Genomic DNA, 23765 nt, shown 5'->3' on the forward strand with positions numbered 1-23765 from the left:
GTCACTACGCTGACCCGGCGGGATGCACACGGCGAACAGGGAGACCATGACGTACCGCACCGACAGCATCGAACAGCTCCTGAGCGAAGGCGTCCGCGACAAGGTCTACCCAGGCGCCGTATGGGCCGTCGGTGACGCTGCCGGCATCCACGCCTCCGGCTCCACCGGCGTGCTCGACCCCGACGCCCCCGGTACGCCGATGCGGCCCGACACCATTTTCGACGCCGCCAGCCTGACGAAAATCCTCGCGGTGTGGGCCTCGATCGGCGCCCTCTGGGAGGAAGGCAAACTCGATCTCGACATCCCACTCGCCACCTTCTGGTCCGAAGTCGACGGCCACCCCCTCGGGGGCGTCACCGCCCGCCAGCTGCTAACCCATACGGCCGGCGTTCCGCTGCGAGCCCAGCTCAGGAACCTCTACGGCACGGACCCACAAGACGTCCGCGACGGAGTCCTCCACGAAGCCCTGCACCGTCCCCCCGGCGAGGCCGTCGAGTACACCGATCGAGCCGCCCTCATCCTCGGATACCTCGCCGAGCATCTCGCCGGCCAGCGCCTCGACGAGCTCGCGACACAGCGGACGTGGCAGCCACTGGGCATGCATACGACCCGCTTCGGGCCGCTGCCCCCCGAGACCGCCTCCCGATGCGCCCCGACCGAACTCGACCCGGAGACCGACACCCACCTCAAGGGCACCGCCCACGACTTCTCCGCACGGCTCCTGGACGGAGTGTGCGGGATCGCCGGCGCCTTCACCGTCATGGACGACATCGGCGCCTTCCTGCGCTACATGCTCAACCCCAGCAACACGCCCAGCCGGGCAGGGTTCGGCCCCGCCTGGACCGGGGAATCCCTGACCATCCAGACCGGCGAGCTGCAGCCGGTACGCGGTCTGCTCTGGCACCCCGCGCCCGGTACTGCTCCCGCCCAAGCAGTCTGGGTCCACTACGGGTTCACGGGCACCGGTATGTGGATCTCACCTCGTCAGCAACGTTGGGCAGTCCTTCTGACCAACAAGCTCTACTACACCCGCGACCGACAGCCTTTGACGGACATCCGCAACGCCTTTCGTGGGCTTGCCTTCGAGTGAGATGGCGGGCGCGCGGGTCCCCCCATTCGCCTGCATCCGGGTAGGCCGAATCATCGACCACCGCGGCCAGCGCACCGTCACGACCACAGGCTCCATTCTCGGCATATCGTGCCTCCTCCAACCGCTGAGGCGCCATCGCCTACGGACGCTTACCCGTGCTCCTCGCAACGCCTGCGAGGAGCACTTCAGCACTCGTCTTGGCCTCGCCGGCCCTCACGGTGATAGTCCGCACCGGCCGCTAAATGGCGCGATGCGCACTTCTCCGCAAGCGTTCATCTTGGCCCCTCAGCTCAGGTGCCCACCACTGGAGCGCCGCCCGGACGACGAGCAACGGAGGCTGGCGTTGGGCGCTGGGTGGAGGCATTGGGGGTTCGGCTACGACCTCGCTCTGCGTGTACAGGTACAGAGGTCGGGATAAGGCTGGCTGTTGCTGTCGCCGCAAGATCGTTCAGCGTGGCGTTCACCACCGGCCAGCACATGTCCAGCGTGTCGCGGTTCGGACTGTGTCCGGTCTTTTTCTCCGCCAGGGGATGGACAAGATTCCTGTAGTGCCGGACAAGCTCAGAGGCCAGCTTGGCATCGTGCTCGATCCATTTGTTCTTGAATGCGAAGTCCACGAAGTCATTCAGCCCCATGTTCCGCAACGGCTTCGGCATGCGTTCGTCCGCGGTGCGAACCTGTGCTGCATGGGCGAGCACCCCCTCCAGAAGGCTGCCCAGCATGATGATCGCCGACGTGTAGGCGCCGTGCTCGTAGCAGGTGCGCGCCTCGTCCAGCCTAAGTTGCACGGCTGTAGCGAGATCCGGGTCGCTCACCACATCCTTCACAGAGACCTTCAGCTCGACACGCGGCAGCTGCAGTACCTCGTCTTCGAAACCGGCTTCGCAGCGGACGAGGGCCGGCTGACCTCCGTCCGCGCCGATCCGGCGCCCGTCGAGCACGAGTACCTCGTTAAGCCGCTTTAGCGTGGCGCGGTACTCGTGCTGTTGGTTGTAGTACTCAAGGCGGTTCGCGAGGCGCAGGATTGCGCGCTTGGCGTCGTCCGTGCCGTCCTCCTGCCGCTCCTTGAGGAGTTCCCGGGCCCACTTGTGTCTAGGTGTGCCGTCGTAGTCCGGAACGTCGTCCCAGCCCGCCCGCTGAAAGAACGCAGCAATCTCGTACCCCTTCCGGTAGTGAAGCGACGTCTCGTCCCCGCAGATCAGGTGGGCGATCTCTGTCAGCGTGCTGTCGTCAAAAATCTCGTTCACATCAGACTCCTTCTAGATGGACGGACGCATCCTCATCGAGCATGGCGTCGAGTTCATCGGCGGTGAGGTCGGCATCGTCCACCTCGACCGGGACCCATGTGCTCGCCGATTCGCCCTGGGTCTGCTCGATGACCCCGGGCCGGATGCCCAGAGCATCAAGGCGCTTCCACAGCGGCGCTAGCGAATCCTCGGGAGACAGAGCGAACTCGCTACTCCGGACACGCCAAAACTGCCAGCCTGCCCGCCGCAGTTCCCGCTCTCGCTCGTAGTCGTCACGGATCTGGTCGGGGGAGGAGTGATACGGGCTGCCGTCGCACTCCACGGCGAGGCGCCCCGTCTCTCCGACGACGACGAGGTCGATACGTTTGCCGCTGGCCTTCCACTGGGGAACGACGTGGTAGCCGTTTTCTTTGATCCTGCGAAATACCCGCTGCTCAAACAGAGAGTCGAACGGTTCGCATCGTTCGTCGGGTGACACCGTGGAAAGGCCGGGAGAGCTTCCCTGGAGTTCCGGCGGCGCCTGCATATAGGTGAGCAGGGAGTGGCGCAGGTCCTTGCTGCGCAACTGGTCCGGCGTGACGGAAGTGAACAGCCACATCTGGTCACGGGCCCGGCTGGCGGCCACATTAAATCGCCTTCCGTCGCCCTGGCCAGTCAGGGCCCGAGTGTTGTCAGCATCGACTACCAGAGAGAGCAGGATGACGTCCCGTTCGTCCCCCTGAAACTGTTCGGCCGTGCCCACACGCATGTTGTGCCGCTCCTGGACCGCGGAGTCGATCCGTGTGTCGATGAGATTCTCCAGCAGCCGTGTCTGGTGTCCGGAACGGAGCACGATCACTCCGAGACTCTTTTTCGCGTACGCCTCGTCCTCTGCGATTTCCTGCAACTTGGCGACGATGCGCTCAGCCTCGGGCCTGTTGATCAGCGTCTCTCGCCGTCCTTCGCAGTGGCCTTCATGGACGTGGACGACTTCGAGGGGCCGCAGCCGGTCCGCTCCGTACTGCCGCAGGGGTACGAGTTCGTTGTCGGGATAAAACTGAGCGGAGGACCACTTGATGATCTCTGGCATGCATCGGAAGTGCTCGGTGAGTCGGATCGTCTCGCTGAATCGCGCGGACAGCAGGTCGTAGAGGTTCGACTTGGGGCTGAGCCCGTCCCGCTGCCAGTCGGTGAGATGGGGCAGGAGTGAGTCGAGGAGTTCGTTGAAGCGCTCGTGCTTACCGCCCGTGTAGAACGGAACACACTGCTTGTCGTCACCCACGACGATGACCCTCGGAGCGAGCCACAGCAGCATCAGGCCGTCCAAACCGACCTGGCTTGCCTCGTCCACGATGACGACATCAAACGCGTCCGGTTCGGGGTCGATCATTTCGGCTACTTGCTTTATCGGCATAACCCACGCCGGCACCGCGTCACGTGCGTCACGCATCGCGGAACGAGCCGCTTTAAGATGCCGTTTGCCGAGTGCCGTCATTCCCCTGCCGGCGTTCGCCGTGGCCGACGCGTAGGCACTCAGCGCCTGCTTCTGGCCGGCCGTCATCCGGTCCAAGCAGTGGTACAGCGCCCTGTCGGCCGCCAGTTGGGTCACCGTGCTCTTCAACTGCGCCTCGACCGCTTCCAGCTCCCCCTCCAGCTTGGGTTCCCTGCCAGGTGTCAGCATCGTGTCCTGGAAGGTACGCGCACGCCGCCATGCCCAGGCACCGTCCAAGTGCACGAGGCGGCTCTCCCAAGCCTCATCAGTCGGGGACTCGGCAAAGCGACGGGACAGTTCGGGGTGATCCCCGGACAGTCGGTCCAGGAGTCTGCGGGCCTCCCGGCGATCGGCCTCGCGATGGAATGCCTCGGTCAGTGACTCGATCGCGGCCACGTACGCTTGCGGATCACGGGTGGTGACGGCTCGGTGCACCTCCGCCAGCTCAGCCACTCCGTGGGCATCGGGTCGCGGCAGCTGCTCGCCGATCGACCGGAGCCTCTCCTCCGCCGCTCGGGCCTCCAGCAGCAGTCCCGCACAGTTCGCCGATGTACGGACGTCGTCCCACTGCTGCGCCGTCCGCACTGTGGCCTTGATTCGGGCCTTGAGTAGAACGTCGTGCAGCGTACGCACGGACTGAGTGAACCCGTCCACCGCACGGAGCGTCGGCACCCGGTCCAGCAGCTCCGACAGAGCGACCTCCGTGGAACCCTCGACGGCAGGTGCGCCGACACTCTGCCAGCGCTCGTTCAGCTGCCGAACGCACTGGTGTGCGGCCAGGTGAGCCACGAGTGCGGAAATCTCCTCCGGCGTAGTGGGCAGTCGCCCGTCCACTCGGCAACCTTGAAGCAAAACTTGGGCTTCCTTCTGGACCGGCTTCGGCACCAATTTCCGCAGCTTGCCGCCACCTCGCAGGAACTGTTCGAGGTCCCTCCCAGCGGCGATAAGGCGCGACTCCTCGGCGAGCGCCACGTCAGGTACGTCGAGCACGGCAAAGGGATTTCGCTGCAGCGCGCTCTGCACCTCCTCAGCGCGTGCGGCCGACCGGCGCACTGCGTCCCACAACTGGCTACGCTGGCCGGCCATACCGTCCCGCAGGGCACGCGTGGTCCATTCGCCCGGCAACCACGCCGCTGGCTCACCTGGTAGCCCTTCACTCTGGAGTGCGTGCTCAGCTGCATCCAGAAGCTCTACCAACGTCGTGATCAGATCGGGCCCCTGATTCGCGAGTTCGACGGACAGCGTGTCGGATGATGCTTCGGCGCAGGAGCGCACCGCTGCGTCCAAGGTGCTGACCGCCTCTTCGAACAACACGGGAGCCACAAAGTCTGCGGGGTCCGGGCAGCGAGCGGCATGCTCTTCCAGCACCTCAGCGCCATGCCGGGCCACTAGCCCTAGTAGGCGCTGGGCCTCGTCCTCGCTAAGCGAAGGTTCTCGGGGTGCCGATGCGGGCAGGGTGGGCATCCAGTCGTACTTCGGTGCACCAGCAGCGACGGTCTCCACGATCTCCGCGAGCCGCCCTCCGTAACCGGGTGCCACATCGAGGTGTTCGTACCACTCCGCCTCACGAACAGTGCGGAGTTCGTCCCGAAGCCGCGCGCGGGTGTCGGACAGCTTCGAGCGCAGCGACTCATGGCCCTTGATACGTACGTCGAGACGCTCCGTCGACTGAGTGGCACTGAGCTGGGAGAGTGCGCGCACGGACTGCTCAAGGTCTCCACTGCCGTCCTCGCGCCGGCCGCCCTGGAGGACACATAGGCTGCGCAGTTCGGCTGGCAGTTGTTGCCGCAGGACCTTCAGCGCCTGGCTCTTCTCGCTCGTCACGAGCACCCTCTTGCCGTCTGCCAACAAGGCACAGACGAGATTGGCGATGGTGTGCGTCTTTCCCGTGCCGGGCGGCCCTTGAACGACGACGCCAGTATCGGTCTGAAGGCGCCTTAGCACCTCCCGCTGGGCTTCGTTCGACAGCAGCGGAAACAGCGGGTCGGGGCCGAGGGCGGGGGGCACGTCCCGGTCACCCGCCGTGCCCCACACCCTGCGGTCCTCTGCTTCCAGCTGGTACAACAACTGAGCCAGCCCCAGGGGCGCGATTGCACCAGGCCGGGCGAGGCGGTTCGCGATGCCATCGTAGAAGTTCACGAGGGCGCCCTGGCCCCGCTGACGGAGAATGATCGCCGGCGTGAATCCGAGTGTGGGCACCGGCAGCACCGGGTCGGCGGGCGGGCGGCCCCAGCCATGGTGGAACGCCACCACGCGATCGGTACCAAACGCCCTCTCCGACCAATCAGCAAGCGCATCCTGGGAGTCACGGGACAGCGGATGGAAGCCGTCCGCGTCGACACGGTCCCGCAGCGGGCTCAGTAGCCGTGTGCTGTATCCCTCGTCCGCGCCGAGGAAATCGCTGTCCTCCAGCCGTGCAGGGTCGCCAGGCGTGAGAGCGACGGTGATGGTCATATTGGTGGAATTCATAGCGAGTGCCAGCGGCGCCGTCAGGATGTGCCGGGCTATCCGCGCCGACGGACGCGCAGATCCGATATTCAGGAATCCGGCACCCAGCACAGCCTCGTATTCCTCACCGTCCTGCTGAATTCTGGTCACCATTCGGTACAGCTGCTGATGAAGTTCCCGATACGGCCGGTCGACGCGCTCCTTTTCCGACCACTTACGCCACGCATCGAGCCATCGCGAGTAGGCCCGCAGCACTTCGTGTGCTTCCTCCCGGAGGATTTCGGAAACCTCGAACAGGTCTCCGTTCTCGTCCTCCTGCCACCCCTGCCCCGGACCCGACTCGGCTAGCGGTGGCGCTTCGGGCGTCGCAGTAGTGGCGGCCTCGGGGTCGACCCACCCCACCAGCACCTCGGGCAGCGCAGGAGCCGGCCTTGGCGGGCGGTGTGGCACCTTGAGCAGCAGCCGGTCGCCGTCCGGGTGCCTCCGCAGCCTGTCGTCCGGCAGGCTGGAGAGCCAGAGGACCTCCGGATACTTCTGGCAGTCCCGCACCGGCTTATACGACCCGCGAACAATTTCGCGCATATATTCGATAAGTTGGCGCGTGCGGTGGACCGCCTCTGGATTGTTCGCACGCAGAGCAGAGTTATGAGACACCTATCCCCCAGGTCATGGCTCGACGGAAAGCCTTCCAGGATGCGAGAAAGGAGCGGTTTCATCAACAGAGACCGGCGAGTAACGACGTGAACAAGCCGCATTCCGCGAAAGTTGGCTGTAACCCGGCCAGTCGTTAGCCAGCTTGCTCTCGGGTGCTTAGTACTGGGTTAGGTGACTCCACACACCTTTACCGCCGAGGCCGGCTCAGGGCGTCCACAGCGGGGAAACCTGGCGCGTCGTCGACCAATCCGCCAGCAGCGACCTCACACCCCCGGGGACATCGAGTCTCAGCAGGGCCCAGTCGAGTACAGCAGCTTCGGCATCGCACATTCTGGCGATCAGGTTCGTCTGATCAGGCAGAAGTATCTTCCGGGGGATCACGATCGTCTCGCGGATCCGGTCGAGGGGCAGGCCCCGTTGGAAGCCCTGTGCAGCAGGGCGCAGCGCGTCCTCGTCCAGCGGGAGCGGTAGGCGTCGGCGGGCCGCGTTCGACACGATGATTCCGGCGACATGGACGTACTCCTCCAAGAGCGGCCCGAACAGATCCGCGAGCGCGTCAGTCTTGGCCGGGAGGGACATTGCAGCGAAGGGCATCGGAAAGCCAAATCCACGCGGTGCCTGCCCCTGCCGTCTTGTGGCATTTGCCCCGCACCTTGCCTAGCAGCCGCCTGCCTTGGTCGCTCTCCACGGTCTCCCCGGTCAAGGTGGTGCCTTGGGGCGCATTTCCGGGGTGGACGGTCAGCCGCCTCCCGGCGTTACTGAGAACCTCAACCGCAGTCTCCAAGTCCGCGCACTGTTGAGCGGCCTCCTCGGTCCGCTTCTTCCACGTCTCGAAGTCGTCGCCGTTGAGGAGTTCGGGGAGTCGCCTTCCCAGTGGATGTCGCGGTCCCTGTCCAGGGTAAGGAGGTGGACTCGGCAGTTCTGGCGGAACTTCTCGTAATCCTGGAGCTTCTGGTCCTCGGCGAAGGTCACGACCTCGATGAAGACCGGACCGATTCGGATATCGCCGGGACCGCCGCTGGCTTTCGTCGGCTCCAGCTCGACCGGGAGTCCCCGGGACACCCCCATGAGCGCGAGCCGGGCCTGCGTCTGGGTGTGTAGGAACCGCGACAGGGTGATATCGCGTCGGACATCCCGCCTAACCGAGGCAAGGCCAGGCACCCCTGCTTCCTCCAGAAGCGCGTACGCAGCCCACCACCGGACCGCTTCCACCCATGCTCCCTGCTCGGCGCCTTTCATGATCTGGAGTACTGGGGCGGCCCGGCCCAGACCGACGAAAGTGTCGCTCGCCCGGCCCGAGGCAGGGGAGGGGGTCACGGCCCTTGGCAGCCAACCGCTGCCAAGGAACGCGGTGAGCCCGGCCACCGCACGTGCGGTCACCTCGTGGCCTGCGCGCGAGAAGTAGTCGGCGCCCTCCGGGCAACCGAACCACGCCTCCCAGTCGATCGCCCGGACGCCCTGGTTTATCGCCAGCCATATCTCTTTGTCACGAGGGTGCATGCCCGTCAGCATGAAGGACGAGCAACGAGGGCGCGGAGATTTCCCGAAGCACGGAACCTCCTCCCGGCCGACCCCCTGTCCTCCAGTAGGCATTCAAGCGTCCACGATGCAGTCCGCACTGACCGGCCTACCTGCCCAGCCGATAACCGATCAGAAATGGCGAAAAACGTTCAGAAATAGCCACAAAGGGAACTACTTGATCAATCTGACACAATTTGCAATCATCCTCCCTTTGGTTTCAGCACTGTAAATATTGTCCCGCTCCATGGGGCAAATGATTTACCCGCTCGCCTGGTCGTTGCGTACGAGCTCAGTTCCCAAGATGTCTGGCTCGGTATCGGGGTGGGAAAGCCAGCTGCGCAACTTGATCAGCGGTCTGCATAAATCGGCAGATGGTCGAACTCACGACTCCACGCTTCCCGTAGAGGGCCGGGCTTCCAGTCGCATACTGCCGGAACTCGTCCGAGCAGGTGTGCTGAGCAGGGCAGAAGGCCGGTTCCTGCCAACCGCGTCAGCTCTACAGTGGTTGGAGAGCGGCGATCCGTGCGATCTGATCGGCATCTTCCACCGGCATGTCCGGTTCATCGGGGAACTGATGGGAGCACTGGCCGAGCAGCCTGCAACACACCAAGAGTTGGTGGACACTGCACGACGCTTCGGGCTCCCGTGGGACTCACCTACTCCGGTCCGCGACCGGACGAACTGGCTGCGGGCCCTCGGCTTGGCCGATCTGTTCGACGGACAGGTGCATCTGACCGCAACGGGGCAGCGAATCCATCCTCTACTCGTCCCTGGCACTCAGGAGATCGACGACGAGCCGAGCGACCTACCGACACCCCCGCCAGCCGTGGCCATGCTGCTCGAGCGGCTCAATCAGCAAGCCCTGCAAGACCGCCCTCACGCTTCAGTCCTCTACGTGCCGGGACGACAGGACAACGATGGTCGGCTGGAGGCGCTGCGACTCCTTACGGAGGCAGTCATCCCCTCCATCACTGACAATGCGTTCACCGCCCTGCTCCAAGAGGCATTCCCAGGCATCAAGACCCCATCGAGTGCGAAGAGTGCCCGGGAAGCGGCCAAAGCACTGGGCCTGATTCGCCGTGATTCGTCAACCAGTTGGGCGGCCACGGAGGCAGGCGCCGCTTGGGTGGTAAGCAACGAGCCCCTCGACCTGGCCCGGATCATTCAAGGCCACATCCTCTACTTCGCGGAGATCCTGCACGAACTCGATAACGTGACCACTGCGACCGCCGCCGGCCTTGCCGATCGGGCACATGTGTATACGCCCTCTCGCAATCGCCAACTGCACGCCACCGCGGTCAAGGCCCGTCTGGATCTGCTGTTGGCCTGCGGCCTGGTGGCCAAGTCTTCGTGGACCACATACCGTGTCACGGCTCTGGGCCGCGCCTTCCGGGCGGCCACCCCGTGCATGTCCCCGCTGGACTCAACGGTGCCTCCAGAGACCGCCGTTATGCCCGAGCTGAAAGCAGCTGCTGCGCATGGTGAAGCGCTGGCTACGGAAATTGAGTCGGCAGCATACGAGAGTTCATCTCCCGAGCGCCTAGAGCGGGCAATCATCGCGGCCCTCTCCTACCTCGGCATGCCAGGACATCACATCGGCGGTCAGGGTCATGCCGACGGCGTGGTCCGTATTGGCGTGGGCGTGTACCGTCGCGTCCTCACCGTCGAAGCCAAGACGTCTGCCAAGGGGCGCGTCGTCCATCAGTCCCTCTCACGTCTTCCGCTCCATCGAGCCAAAGTCGGTGCCGAGCTCACCCTGCTCGTCGGACCTGGCTTCGATCCCAGGCTGCAGGAAGAAGCCGACGACGATCCCTCAATCGCCCTTGTCTATACCGGCACTCTGGCCGAAGCCGTCCGGGCGCAGGCGCTCACCCCTCTCACCCCCGCCTCTCTTCACCCACTCATCGACCCTGCTATGCCTGCCGACCAGCGCGACGACCTGCTTTGCCAAGCTCGACAGGATCAGCTTCGTCACGCTCAGCTTGAACGTGTTCTGCTCGACATCCTCCTCCTCGAAGCCGGAGATCCGCTGCACGAAGGTGCATGGCTCGAAGTAACCGACCTCAGGCGTGAACTTCGTACTCGTGGGGAGCGCGTGGACGCGGACGAGGTGACGAGCACACTCGCCTTTCTGGCATCAGCGCGTCTCGCGGTCGTGGAGAGGTCGAGTCGCGGATACCGAGCAATCGCTACCGCTCATACTGTGCTTCAGCGACTGGAGGGGCTGGGACGCCAGTGGCTCCATCTAGGTGCCACGCCAACGCAGGGCTGATCGGTCGAGGACTGCAGCCGCGCTTAATGTCCCCGCGTGATCTTTTCCGCCTCCAGAGGTCCCTCTGTGCAGAGCCCGCCTGGATAATTCGCCTCGGCTATCCGACTGAACTGTCATGCTTCCTGCATGGCCAGCAAGAACCAACGGCAGCGAGGACGACTGCGGCCCGCCGCGCCTACGCAACAGAACGATCCGGGTAACGAACCCGCAGGGTACCTGTGGACGAAGACGCGCTCGGGCGCACGGGCCGGCCGCGGCTTCCACTACCAGGACGCCGTCGGAGCGTGGCTGTGCGGCCGCGTACTGTCCGGCGGTCTCGTCGTCGATCGCATCGTTCCCGAAGGGTTTGAAGACCTCTCCTGTGAAGGCCAGACGCCCTGGCACGTCCAGGTGAAGTCACGTCAGGAACGGGTCGGTGACTTCACCGCTTCCGACGTTGCCGAGCATCTCATCACCATGACAAAGGCACACGCGAAGCGTGAACAGGCGGAAGTGGCCGGTCGACCTGTGCTCGTTCTTGAACGCCCTGTGAACGGTGAGTGGTTTAGCCAATGGGGCAGCCCATTGAGTGATCTTTCGACGGATCATCCGGTGCTGCGCGAACTCGACACGAAGGCTACTCAGGCCGGTCTGAGAAGGGAGGAGATCGACGCTTGGTGCGCCACTGTCAGCCTCTACGTGCTGCCGTGGCGTATCGCGGCGGATGAGACCTGTACCGCAGTGGTGCAACGATTCGGGCTGCTGCCGACAGCAGCGGAGCCGGTCGTGCTGGCCTTGCGCGACGCTGTGGCGGGCCACGCTGACATCAATGCGGAGATGAGCCTGGCGAAGGCGGCCGGGCTCAGCCGGACGAGCATCGAGAGCATCGCGCAGGAAGTCGCGGAAATCATCGATCGCGCATCGCTGGAAGAAGCGCTGGCTGCGGGCATCTGCGAGCCCGTGGACTTCGACCGGCCGCTTCGGCCGACCGGCTTCTTCGAAGGCATCGATGTGCAGCCCGGCCACATTGCTGCCGGGCTGCCCGCCCCCAGGCCGACTCTGACTGGTCAGGTCGCGAAGGCGATCGACCGCGGGGAGAGCATCCTCGTCACCGGCCCGTCAGGGGTCGGCAAGTCGACGATTATGTGGACGGCCGCCTACGTGACCAGGCACGTCCTCTGGTATCGGGTCAGGCTCTTGCGGAACGAAAACGTCCCCTCGCTGGTACGACTCGCTAGAGCGTTGAAGCCCTCGACACGCTCACCGGTCGGATTCGTGGTAGACAGCATCGGGATAGGAGCGGCAGAGGCGTGGGACGCCCTGCACCGTGAACTCGCGCCCATTTCCGGCGTCCTGCTTTTGGGCTCGGCTCGGAGCGAGGATTTGCTACTGCTTCGCAGCCGGGCCGACTGCACCCGGATCACGGTCACGCTCGATGAAGAGGTCGCCCAGCAGCTCTACGCCGGGTTGTCCGCGTCCGGGGTCACGAAAGCCGCACACTGGCAGGAGGCGTACGAAGCAGCGGGTGGATTGACTCTGGAGTTCACCCACCTCCTTACGCGGGGACAGCGGCTTTCGGATGTTCTGTCGGAGCAGATTGACCGACGGGTTATCGAAGGACGACAGACGGAGATCGAAATCCTGGCCAGGGTTTCAGTAGCCCATCGGTGGGGTGCCAACCTCTCGATCCGGGCGCTCCAGCGGCAACTTGGCATCGATGACGTAGAACTGCGAGTGGCACTGTCCCGGCTGGTCGACGAGCATCTCGTTCATGAGCAGACGGGACACCTGTCCGGGCTTCATCAACTGCGTTCTGGCAGGCTGGCTGATGCTGTGCATGCGGTGCCGCCGCCGATGTTGGGCGAGACTGTCATCGCCGTGATGCGGATACTGACGGACGCGCAACTCCAGCCGTTTGTGGCGAGCGTTCTCAGCGAACGTCCCAGCCTGGACTCCGTCGTACTGCAGCAGATCGCGATCGAGCTCGGACACAGGCCCGGGGTGGTTGCGACGGCTGGTGCTCTCCAGGCACTGCGGCTGGTTGACTTCGGCCGATATGCCGCTGACTGGGCGCGCATCCTCGACCGGCACGAGGTGGCGCCCGCTCTTCGTCGTACCCTCCTGCAATTGGCCCTGCTGGGCGGGGATCCACTGCCCAACCTGAAACCCGAGATCGCCCTGGCCATGGCCGAAATCTCCACGAATGGCCCACTCGACTCGCCTCTACGTGACGTGTTGGCCGAGCGTTTGGGAACGTCCGCGTTGGTGCGAGGTCTAGCGCTGTGCGGGGAGCCGGCTGAGGCTCAGCGGTTCCTGGCGGTGCTCATTGGAATCAATCTCGACCTCACAGGCTGGCCGTCGGCACTCACGAGCTCCCCGTTCGCCCGTTTGCTGGCCGACGCATCGGTCGAGATGCTGGGAGACCTCCTCACGGCAGCGCGAGCGGTGTCATTGCCCCTGGCCGTGGGTTTGCTTGAGCTCGTAGGCGGAGAGAAAGCCGTCCTGACAAGGCTCAGGTCCCATTTCCCGTGGATCACCGAGCTGTCCGTGGTGGAGCGAGATGGTAGTCCGGTTGCGTACGCCCGTTTGCTGCACGTGTCCGATCTGGCTCAGCCGGATATGGAACCGTCGACCCGGGCGTTCGGCCAAATCCTGCTTCGCTGTCTTCCGCACTGCGAAAGCGAGGACGTCCAGAATCTATTGCCCGGCGGGATCCCTCTGACCTTCGGCGACTTCACGAGTGGAATCATCCGCATATCACGCCAAAACGACCGTGCACCGGTCCAGATGGCGTGGGTTCGCGCACAGGCCCTGATAGCCACGACTGCGGCCGGAACCGGTGACTGGACGAGTCGGGCATCTGCGGGAAGCACCATGCTTCCCATGCTGTACAAGTACCTGACGGATCTCACCCGGATTTGGTGTACCGGACGCAGCCGTCCTCAGGACATCGCCAAACTTCTTGCGGCGCAAGCGGCGTTGGGCGAGCAGGCCGCAGCTCTCACATTGCCAGTCGACACCGCCTCCCTGTCTGCGATGTCCGCCGACGACGCTGCTCCAGGCGGTGGGGTGGATAACCTCCAACATCTCGTGGACGGAATCGCGGACAACCTCACACGGCGAATCATCGACCCACAGCAACGCGGAGCATTGGCCTGCTACGTCCGCGACACCCTGCGGGACTGCGTGACCAACGTGCGGGACCAGGAGCGCTGGCACCTGATCGGTCAAGAACCACCAGCCGTCCTTGATCGGTTGGAAGAATCCCTTGCCGACCTGTACGCGGTCCTGGCGGAATTGGCCTGGGGCACCCTGGACGAGAGGAAACTCAGGACGGCAGCGCGGTCCGGGCCTTCCACGCGCGCGCTCGCCCGGGCGGCAGAACTCGCCAGCAGAACCGCCGACGCACGAGCAGTCGCCGCCCAGCACAGGTTTCAGGCAGATGCCGAGGCCGCAGGGCTCTCTGTTCAGGTCTACGCTCGGCCGCTCCCGGCTGCCGACGCGACGTACTGGCCTGCCACTGAGTTGGCGGTAGGCGTGGAGCTGGACGAGCTCACTCGATGGCCAGCAGCGCTGGAACAGCTGAGCGCTCTGATGCGTCACCATCTCGTGCCGCAGGGCAATCGCAGTGCAGTCCTGCTCGTGCCCTTCGTCGACGGCAGACCGATCAGGCTTCTCGCGCGCCAACTCCAGACGACGTTGTGGCCTGGAATCGACCTCTTTGATGCCTGGAGCAGGGCACTACCTGGGGTCCATCCGACTCCTCTCACCGATGCCGTTATCGGTGCGCACCAGTCTCTCCAGACTCTCTCCGGCCTGGCGTATCTGACGGCTCTGCGAGAGCCCCATGCTCTGCACCAGAGCATCGCGGATCAAGCCGCGGGGCAGTTCCAGCAGGCGCACCGCACCATCACGAGACTCCGCCCCGTGGACACGGTCATCGACGAGGTCATGGACTTCCTCAACTCCCTCGCTCGCAGGGTGGAGGCCGAGTTCGCTGAGGACTCAGCTCTCCGAGATGCGGACGTAACGAACTTCGCGACGTCGATCGCTCAAGGCATCACCGGTCATCCAACGGACGACTACCAACTGTTGGACAGCGTGACGACGGTCACCCTGCAATGGGACCTCGATCCCGATCGTGCTGCGCGACTCCTCGCCGGACCCAACGGTGGAACACCATGAATCCGACACTGCCCAATGCTTGCCGGCCACGACGACATCGCGCCGGGTCAGTGCCCTACTCATGTCGATCCAAGAAGCATGTACCACGCTCTACTCCGGTGTTAGATCACCATCGAGGTGAGGTAGTGAACAGTTCGGTACGGGCTAACCAATACGCTGGCCGCTGCGCCCGGTGCGGTGCGGAAGTCGCGGCCGAGGCTGGCGTGCTGCTCCGGAGCGTGTGGGGCGACTGGGTGGTCTACCACCCGGCTCATGCACCGACACCCGACACGGACGGCACCACATCGGATGCCTCCGCATTGCGCTCCAACCAGAGAGACGGAGAGTGCGAGGGCTGCGGATCGATCGTTTCGGCAGGGCTCGGAGTGCTCGTGAATACCGGCTTCGGCGGATGGGACGTCTACCACCGCGAACACGTCCGTGAGCCGGCGCCGCCGCCCCGCCGCCACCATCCGGGCTGGCATCGACGCCGTCTCATGGCCCTAGACATCGCGACAACTGGCAACCGCTACGGCGTCGACCGCATTCTCAGCGCGGTCGTGCGCATTACCGACGGAACGGACCAGTCCTGGCTCATTGCCCCTGGTTCCGGCCCTGTCTCCGTCGCACCTCGCAAAAATCACAGCATTTCGGTGGAGCACGCACGTGCCTGCGGGAAGCCTGCCTCCCAGGCATTGGAAGAACTGGCGACTGCGCTAGCCGAACATTTGGCAGCCAAGGAACCGCTAGTGGTCTGGCACGCTCCGTTCGTGCTCACTATGTTGGAGACCGAACTGCTCCGGCATGGACTCACACCATTGTCCCAGCGCCTGGCCAACGGATTGTCGCCAATCTGCGACCCGCTGGTCCTGGACCGACACGCCGAACCATTCCGCCCCGGTGGGCGCACCCTAGAAGCGGTCGCCGAGTGGTACGGCATCCCGCACGACCGCCCCGGTGATCCCTCATGTGACGCCGAGACCACACTCGTCCTCGCGCAGGTGATCGCGGCCTGTCATCCCGCCATCGGACGCTTGTCCCGCCCCGGGCTCCACCGGGAACAGTTGCGCTGGCATGAGCAGTACGTGCAGGGGGCCGAGACTCGACGCCCCGACAAGAACAGAGACCACCTTTGGCCCCTGGAAACGGCCCAGGTGCTGGCCTGGAAGGAACACGATCCCGCCTGACGCACGGCAGCCCTCTGTCTCCTCCGACCAGCACCGAGCGACCGCAACCCTCAATCGCAGGTGCCGCCCAGTTGGTCCTCCGGGCCCTGGCAGTCGTCGGTGGCGGCCAAGATATGCCCTTCGGCCGTCGCCGAGGCAGCGAGACCTCACACCTCTTCCATGCGTGCGCGATGCGTGAGCGGACGGTCCGACACCACGCGTCACGAGCAGGACCGAGTACGAAGCCGCGTGGCGCTGACCAGGCTGGACAGCACCACGCGGCAGGCTCGGGCACTACCCGGCAAGGATTCGATCCCACTCCTAAAGCGGGTGTCGCAGGTTCGAATCCTGCCGGGGGCACAAGCGCAAAGACCCCGGACCGATCATGGTCCGGGGTCTTTGGCATCTACAGCTGACAGCAATGGCGACGACCGCTCACGACGGGGCCGCTCTTGATCAGCCGCCCAGTCCATGACGCTTCGCTCCGACACCCGCGACTCAGTCCTGCCCCCTCGGCATTCCCCGCACGCTGAACCACCATGGACCCCGGAGCGAACTCACCCCACTGGATGGGCCCGTGGGCATGAGCCGAGAACCAAGCCACGGCTTCAAGACGATGCCTCCGGCGGGGGCGCTCAGATTCCGGAATGGGAGGGGCGCCGTTCGCGAGTGCCGGGGGATTCGTGGTGAGCGTGGTGGGCTCCCATCCCGACGACCTTCGCCCCAGGCAAAGCCGAGCGGTCGTGGTTCAGGGCGGACGGGATGGGAGCTGGGGCAAGTGGCGGGTTGGCGTATGTGGTGAAGGCGGAGGAAGCGGCGCTACAGTCCCGGGACATGAAGCTGGGGAGACTGAGCCAGTTCGGCGCGTCGTTCATCTCGATAGTCAGGCACATTGTCCGGCGCCCTTTGCTGATCCTGGTCCTCGTACTGATCTGCGTGGGGACCAGGTGGCTTCAATCCACGTTGCCGCAGCCATGGGACGGCGTGCCTATCGGGCTCGCCCAGCTCGTGGCTGTGTGGTCCATCCGATCGACCCTTCCTCGCGCAACCCTTCCTCGCAGTCAAGAAGATCGACCGGCCGGCGATTGAGCGTGTCCGTCGCGTCCCCGATACGGTCACGGGGAGATGCGGGAACCCATGGGGCGACTCAGCGAGGAGCGCGCAGCCGTTGTCAAGACCACGTGCGGCGCCTGACATCACCATCTGACATCAACGACATCAGACAGGGCTGGCGTTGGGCGGTCGCGAGAGGCTGGTCCTTGCACGGCAAAATGCGCTGTCAGATCCGCCCGACCGAACTGCTCAAGCAAGTGTCGCGGGTTCGAATCCTGCCGGGCCATTGCGTCTGCCGGAGCAGACACCAAGAAGGGCCGGGTCAAGGCACACGCCCAGCCTGGTCCTTCATCGTTGTTTCCTGCTCTCGGCACGGTCTCCTACGTGAGCTCACGCGCTGGACACAGAGCCTCGCTCACCAAAGCCTCCCAGTCCACCGGCCGTAGCCGGGGCTGGGGGCGCTGGTGGTTCGTGAGCGGCGGTCGAGCAGGGGCCTGTTCGAGCCAATCGGGGATCCGGGGGATGATTCCGCCCCACCCCTCCTCCTCCCCCGCCCGCCCGCCGGCCGGGCGGGTCAGTCGGCGTCGGCACCCGTGGCAGTGGCTGTGGCGGCGTCCGTCCTGGCCAGGAAGGCCAGTATCCGCTCGTTGACCTCGTCGGCGTGGTCGATCTGTGGTCCGTGTCCGGTGGCGCCGATGATCTCGGCCGTCGCAGTCGGCACCAGGCGCGGTACGCGCTCCACCTGGCGGCGCGGGTGCACCAGCAGGCTCCGCTTGCCCAGCAGCAGGTAGAGCGGCGTACGGATGGTGCGCAGTGCGTCCTCGGCGAGGGGCAGCGGGGCCGGGCGGCGTACGCGGTAGGCGCGGACGCTCGTCCTGATCATCGCGCGCAGTTCCGGCACGACCAGCACCGGTTGTGCCAGCCAGGCCGCCAGGCGGGGGCGCAGGGCCTTGGGGGCGGAGGTCGCGAGGAGGCTAATGATGATCCAGGCGAAGAAGCGGAGGCCGACCCTCTCCAGCCCGCCCGGGTCCAGCAGGGTGGCCGACACGAGGCGGCCGGGGCGGAGATGGGCCTGGTTCAGGGTGAGCCAGCCGCCGTACGAGGAGCCGATGAGATGTACGCGGTCCAGGCCCAGGCCGGACAGCGCCTCGTCCAGCCACTGCGCGGCGAGTTCGGGCCGGTGGATGGGAGCGCGCTGCACGCTGCGCCCCGGGTCGCCGGGGGTGTCGATCGCGTAGACCGGGCGTTCGGCGCTGAGGGCTGCGGTGTTCGGGTACCACATGGCGGAGCAGGAGCCGGCCCCGTGCACCAGGACGACCGGGGTGCGGGACGCGGCGGCGGGGTCCGTGGGGCCGTACCGGTACACGTGGGTCGTCCCGAAGCGGGTCTCCACGTCGAGCTCCGAGCGCACGGGGGCGCCCAGCGCGTACAGCGCGTCGCAGGCCTCGAAGTACCGGTCGCGCAAGGCGTCGTTCACGTATCGGCCGACGTCGGCCGGGGGACGGTTACGGGTCCTGGCATCGGACACGGTGGGCCACCTCCTGGAGCAGCTCGTTTTATGATACGACCGTACCATCTTCGTGGTACGGCGGTACCATGTCGCAGGCCCGGTCAGGGCTGACGAGTCGTACAGACGGGTGGAGATCCGGCCGATGCCAAAGCGCGTGGACCACGACGAACGGCGCACCGAGATCGGCCGGGCCCTCGTCCGGGTCGCGGGGAGACTGGGACTGCACGCCGTGGGGATGCGGGACGTGGCCGCGGAGGCCGGGGTGTCATTGCGGCTGGTGCAGTACTACTTCCAGACCAAGGAGAAGCTGCTGCTCTACGGGCTCCAGCAGCTGGCCGAGGAGTTCGGCGAGCGGGTCACCGCCCGGGTCCGGGCCGCCGGTGACACCCCGGGGCCGCGTGCGACGATCGAGGCCCTGCTGCTGGCCTCGCTGCCCATCGACGAGGAGAGCCGCGCCTTCCACCTCGTCTACACCTCGTACGCCGTGCTTGCCGTCACGGACGAGGTGCTCGCCGCGCAGCCGTTCCTCCAGAGCCCCGACTCAGCCGAGGACGCCGTGGCCGGCCTGCTCGCACGGGCCCAGGACGCCGGTCTCGTCGGACCCGACGTGGACGTACGGACGGAGGCCGTCGGCCTGCTCGCCATGACCGCGGGGCTGGGGATCAGCGTTCTGACCCGGCAGCGCGACGCCGAATCCGCCATCGCCGTCCTGCGGCACTGCCTCGACAGGATCTTCCGGGGCCCGTCACTCGGGTGAGGGCGCCGCCCGCCCGCCCGGGCCGGCGGGTTCCCGGGCGGCCGCGGTCCTGGCCGTGGCAACGATCTCCTGGAGCGCCGCGATGTGCCCGGCCAGGGCCTGTTGGCCGGCGGACGTCAGAGACAGCCAGGTCCGGGGGCGCTTGCCCACGTGCCCCTTGCGGATGCCCAGGTAGCCGGCGGCCTCCAGTGCCGACGCGGTCTTGCTGAGGACCGAGTCGGACACCTGGCAGCCGTCGCGGACGGCGGCGAAATCCGCCTCGTCGCACGCGGAGAGGAAGGCGACCACGGCCAGCCGGGTCGGATGGTGAATGGCCTCGTCCAGCGCCGCCCGCTCCCGCCCCGGCGGATCACCCTTCACGCGAGCCGCCCCAGCGCACGGTCGATCGCCGCGTTACGGACGAGGCACACACCCCACACGCCGAGCCCCCATACGGCGAACGCCGTGATCCGGGTCGCGGCCTCCCCGGCCCCCGCCGCCCAGCAGCACGCCCCCGCCACCAGGCCCGCCGCCAGGACGGCCGGAAGCGCGATCCGGCTCCGGCTCAGACGCGAGGGCAGGGAACGCGTCACCCGCACCCCAGCCGTCCGCCTCGCCGCCCGGACGAGCGCGAACACGGCCGCCAGCCCCAGGAGCGACACGAGGAGCGCCAACGGCGTCGCCCAGCCACCCCGGCTCCGGCTCCAGGCCTGCACCGCGCTCGGCAGCACCAGAGTCACCGCCACGGCCGGGCCGTACCACGCGGGAGTCCGCCCGGCCTCGATGCGAGCCCGCTCCCTGGCCCTCTCCACGCCCTTCAGCGCGCCCTCGGCGTACGCCGTCGTCCGGCCGCCACCGTTCTCCGAAAGCGCGGACCCGCTCTCCTGCGACGACTTCTCCTGCGACGACATGAGCACACCGATTCCTTCCCGAGGGCACACGACCGGCCCGACACTTGCCATCATGGCATTTACTTTCCAGCATGGAAAGTGGCCACCATCCCAGCCCGCCGCTCCAGCCCGCCGCCCCCGTCAGCGCAGCCTCCGTGCGCCCTGTCCGGCCGGCATGGCGGAGCGCCCAGCTGTCCGGGGCGAGGCGCGAGGGGCTGCGGTCGGATTCCTCTTCGCAGCCGGGGCCGCAGCAGCGGATGCGCCGGACCGGCCGGGGCGCCTCACCTCGCGGAGCGCCGATCGTCCACTGCGCGAACCGCATGATCGACCGGCTCATCGGCGAGCCTCCCGACAGGCGCGGCCAAGCCTCACCGAGGTGGGGCACGCGGCCCCGGCTCGGCAGGCGGCGCACTGGGTGGGGTGCCCGAGGAACAGCCGGTACGCGGAGTCGCACCCGGGCGGCCGGTGGCGCGGACACTCGCACTCCGGGAATGCCGCGCTGCGGTCCACCCTCCCGACGGGCACGACCTCGGCCTGAGGCCGTAACACGCGGGTGAGCCCGGGTCGGTCCACCTCGTAGACCTTGATCGTCATCGCCATGCCGCCCGCCGGGCGTTTCGCCGGCCCGCGTCCAACTGCCCACCCGTGACGGGCGGGCGCGCCCAATGGCCGGGCCGGTCAAGCCTCTTGGTGTGACACTCCACGCTTCACAGACGCTGGATGCATGGGGCCATCAAGGCGACCTGTGGTGCTCACGTGACCACGAACGGAATCAATGGGGTGGGGAATTGAGCACGAGAAGAAGGCATTCGTCCAGACCGCTGGGCCTGCGGAGGCGGGCGCTCCTGACCGTCGGCGTCGTCGTCCTGAGCGGGGTGGGAACAGCGACCAACGCGGTCGCCGGTCCGGCCGGCCACGGGACGGCGGGCGAGCACCAGCGGCGCGCCGCGGCCGTGCGTACGGTCGAGCTCGCCGGTCAGGGTGCCGGTCGCAAGGGGCTGCCGAAGCAGGACACCAAGGAGTACAGCGCCGTCCTGCTGACCTGGTCGGACCCGGCCGCCGAGCTCAGGGGAACGGCACAGATACGTTCGAAGCAGGTCGAGACCGGTAAGTGGTCGGACTGGCAGGCGCTGTCCGACGACCCCTTCTCCGCCGACGGCAAAGAGGCCGAGGACGCGGCCACCCGCGGCGGCACCTCCGCGGTGTGGACCGGGCCCTCGGACGGCGTCGAGGTGCGGGTGGTTGCCGCCGACGGCTCCGCATCCGCGCTCCCGTCCGGCATGGACGTGAAACTCCTCGACCCGGGCACCGACCCGACAGGCACCCCGAAGCCCGTCGCGTACGCGAAGGACGCCACGCCGACCCCGTCGCTCCCGGTCACCGACGCGGCCACACCGGCGGCCACCACGCCTCCGTCCACCGACGCCGCGACCCCGACGGCGCCGGCCACGCCCAGCGAGACGGCGACGGCCTCCCCGTCGCCGACCGTCCCGGATCCGCTGCCCTCGACCGTCGTCGAGCCGCCGATCATCACCCAGGCCCAGTGGGGTGCCTCCACGGACTACGACGGCACGCCCGAATACGGTCAGGAGATCAAGGCCGCCGTCATCCATCACACCGGCGTCGACCAGGACAACGGCGTCCCGTGCAGCCAGTCGATGGCCCGGATGCGCACCATCCAGCAGGAGCACTTCGCCCGCGGTTACTACGACATCGGCTACAACTTCGTCGTCGACCGCTGCGGCCAGATCTTCGAGGGCCGCAGCGGCGGCATGGACCTCCCGGTGATCGGCGCCCATGACGTCGGCTTCAACACCAACACGGTGGGCATCTCGTACATCGGCAACACGATGACGCTGAAGCCGACCCGGGCCGGCCTGGAGGCCATTTCCCGGGTCGTCGCCTGGAAGTTCGGCATGTACGGCATCAGCCCGAGCTCCAACGTGACCCTGGTGTCCGGTTCGCCGCTCGGCCAGGACGGCAACAAGGTCCCCGAGGGCACCTCGATCACGCTGCCCCGGGTCTTCGGCCACCGCGACACCAACGCCACGCTGTGCCCCGGCGACGCGCTGTACGGCAAGCTGCCGCTCATCCGTACCCTCGCCGCCTCGCCCGGCGTCTCGCACGCCCTCACCCGCTCGGACTTCGACGGTGACGGCGTGACCGACCTGGTCGCGGGCACTCCGCAGGCGGGCGGCAGCGCCGGTTCGCTCACGGTCGTCCCGGGCGGCGACGACGGCCCGGTCGCCTCGGCCGGGAAGATCATCGACCAGAACAGCCCCGGCGTCCCCGGCAGCAGCGAGTCCGGTGACCTCTTCGGCGCGTCGAACGCGTACGGCGATGTCAACGGGGACGGATACGGCGACCTGGTCATCGGCTCACCCGGCGAGGACGACACCAGCGGCCACGCCGACTCGGGCCTGATCTCCGTGATGTACGGCCCCGCGCTCAACACCGGCACGTCGTACGGAACCGCGACCGCGACCCGCGCCGCCGGTGAGAAGCTCGGCACCTCCGTCGCCGCCGGTGACTTCAACGCGGACGGCAAGTCCGACATCCTCTCCGTCGCGCCCGGCAAGCCCGGCCGCTGGTGGTCGTACGACTCCGGCACCGGCGCGGCCACGTCCGGGTACCTGAACACCACCGCCTACACCGCGGCCGTCTCCTACGCGGCCGTCGCCACGGGCGACTTCAACCGGGACGGTTACGCGGACGCCGCCGTCAACTTCCGTGACCCGACCGGCGTTTCCCGTGTCCTGTGGCTGAAGGGCTCGTCCGGCGGGCTGCAGCGCGTCGGGATCCTCTCCGCGAAGGGCGGCCGCTCCCTGGCCGCCGGCGACGTCACCGGCGACGGCATCGACGACCTCGTCGTCGGCCAGCCGGGCACGACCGAGTCCGGTACGACCGCCAAGGGCGGCACGGTCACCCTGCTCAAGGGCACGACGACCGGCCTCACCGCGACCGGCGCGATCACTCTCGGACAGGATTCCGCCGATGTGCCGGGCGGCGGCGAGACGGGCGACGACCTCGGCGCCTCCGTCGCCGTCGGCGACTACGACCTCGACGGGTACGCGGACGTCATGGCCGGATCCCCGAACGAGGACATCACCCGGGCCGGTGTGAGCCGGGTGGACGCCGGCGCGGTGATCCTCTTCAAGGGCACCTCCACCGGCATCTCCGGTGCCGGCTCGGTCACCTACAGCCAGGACACGGCCGACGTCTCCGGTGACACGGAGTCCGGTGACCGGATGGGTTCCTCCGTCCTCCTCCAGGACCTGTCCGGCTACGGCCGTGCGGACCTGGCGATCGGCGCGGACGGCGAGAACGCCGGGGACGGCGTCTTCCTCCAGCTGGACAGCGGCAGCGCGGGAATCTCCGCCAAGAGCACCGTCTACTACGGCCGCTCCAACCTCGGCACCCCGGCGGCGGCCCACCTCGGCCAGACGCTGGCGCCGTGATGCGGGGGCCGTCACGCCGAGGCCCTGACCACGCGGGCAGGTGACGGAGGGGCGGGTGCCCGGCGGACAGCCGCTGGGCACCGGCCCCTCACACGAACCCAGTGCG

The 23765-nt window shown here is 66.9% G+C and carries 13 protein-coding genes; 6 read left to right on the plus strand and 7 right to left on the minus strand.

The features are described from left to right. Positions 1-46 precede the first annotated feature (46 nt). A complete protein-coding gene (locus ACGFU6_RS34440; protein ID WP_393616505.1) occupies positions 47-1090 on the plus strand; it encodes a serine hydrolase domain-containing protein in 1044 nt (347 codons plus the stop codon). A gap of 290 nt (positions 1091-1380) precedes the next feature. Here the strand turns inward: ACGFU6_RS34440 and ACGFU6_RS34445 are convergent, their stop codons facing one another. The 4 genes from ACGFU6_RS34445 to ACGFU6_RS34460 form a co-directional block, all read right to left on the minus strand. Further along, on the minus strand, positions 1381-2337 hold the full coding sequence (locus ACGFU6_RS34445) for a hypothetical protein (RefSeq protein WP_393616506.1): 957 nt from the start codon (positions 2335-2337) through the stop codon (positions 1381-1383). Between the two features lies 1 nt (position 2338). Further along, the gene (locus ACGFU6_RS34450; protein ID WP_393616507.1) at positions 2339-6838 is read right to left on the minus strand and encodes an AAA domain-containing protein; all 4500 of its coding nucleotides are present in this window, start codon (positions 6836-6838) and stop codon (positions 2339-2341) included. Positions 6839-7114: 276 nt separating this feature from the next. Further along, entirely contained in the window at positions 7115-7504 is a 390-nt protein-coding gene (locus ACGFU6_RS34455; RefSeq protein ID WP_393616508.1) for a hypothetical protein, read from the minus strand. Between the two features lie 144 nt (positions 7505-7648). Continuing rightward, positions 7649-8410 (minus strand): hypothetical protein, encoded by a 762-nt coding sequence (locus ACGFU6_RS34460; RefSeq protein ID WP_393616509.1) that lies wholly within the window; start codon positions 8408-8410, stop codon positions 7649-7651. Positions 8411-8675: 265 nt separating this feature from the next. Here ACGFU6_RS34460 and ACGFU6_RS34465 point away from each other — a divergent pair, with 265 nt between their 5' ends. From ACGFU6_RS34465 to ACGFU6_RS34475, 3 genes are all read left to right on the plus strand, one after another. After that, on the plus strand, positions 8676-10703 hold the full coding sequence (locus ACGFU6_RS34465) for a hypothetical protein (RefSeq protein WP_393616510.1): 2028 nt from the start codon (positions 8676-8678) through the stop codon (positions 10701-10703). Positions 10704-10829: 126 nt separating this feature from the next. Beyond that, positions 10830-14867: a hypothetical protein gene (locus ACGFU6_RS34470; protein WP_393616511.1), complete on the plus strand. Its 4038-nt coding sequence runs from the start codon at positions 10830-10832 to the stop codon at positions 14865-14867. Positions 14868-14992: 125 nt separating this feature from the next. Continuing rightward, on the plus strand, positions 14993-16033 hold the full coding sequence (locus ACGFU6_RS34475; RefSeq protein WP_393616512.1) for a hypothetical protein: 1041 nt from the start codon (positions 14993-14995) through the stop codon (positions 16031-16033). 1606 nt (positions 16034-17639) lie between these two features. On the opposite strand, the gene ACGFU6_RS34480 is transcribed toward ACGFU6_RS34475, so the two are convergent. Beyond that, positions 17640-18593 carry an alpha/beta fold hydrolase gene (locus ACGFU6_RS34480; protein WP_393616513.1) on the minus strand — a complete coding sequence of 318 codons (954 nt, stop codon included), beginning with the start codon at positions 18591-18593 and terminating at the stop codon, positions 17640-17642. Between the two features lie 124 nt (positions 18594-18717). Between ACGFU6_RS34480 and ACGFU6_RS34485 the strand changes: the two genes are divergently transcribed. Then, positions 18718-19332 (plus strand): TetR/AcrR family transcriptional regulator, encoded by a 615-nt coding sequence (locus tag ACGFU6_RS34485; protein ID WP_393616514.1) that lies wholly within the window; start codon positions 18718-18720, stop codon positions 19330-19332. Here ACGFU6_RS34485 and ACGFU6_RS34490 read toward each other — a convergent pair. Beyond that, the gene (locus ACGFU6_RS34490; protein WP_393616515.1) at positions 19321-19692 is read right to left on the minus strand and encodes a winged helix-turn-helix domain-containing protein; all 372 of its coding nucleotides are present in this window, start codon (positions 19690-19692) and stop codon (positions 19321-19323) included. The two genes, ACGFU6_RS34485 and ACGFU6_RS34490, sit on opposite strands and share 12 nt — an antisense overlap. After that, the gene (locus ACGFU6_RS34495; protein ID WP_393616516.1) at positions 19689-20222 is read right to left on the minus strand and encodes a hypothetical protein; all 534 of its coding nucleotides are present in this window, start codon (positions 20220-20222) and stop codon (positions 19689-19691) included. Before ACGFU6_RS34495 ends, ACGFU6_RS34490 begins: the two co-directional genes overlap by 4 nt. A gap of 767 nt (positions 20223-20989) precedes the next feature. On the opposite strand from ACGFU6_RS34495, the gene ACGFU6_RS34500 reads away from it, so the two are divergent. Then, positions 20990-23659 (plus strand): FG-GAP-like repeat-containing protein, encoded by a 2670-nt coding sequence (locus tag ACGFU6_RS34500; protein WP_393616517.1) that lies wholly within the window; start codon positions 20990-20992, stop codon positions 23657-23659. Positions 23660-23765: the final 106 nt, after the last annotated feature.

It is taken from the genome of Streptomyces sp. NPDC048462, assembly GCF_043200175.1.
Classification (GTDB): Bacteria; Actinomycetota; Actinomycetes; order Streptomycetales; family Streptomycetaceae; genus Streptomyces.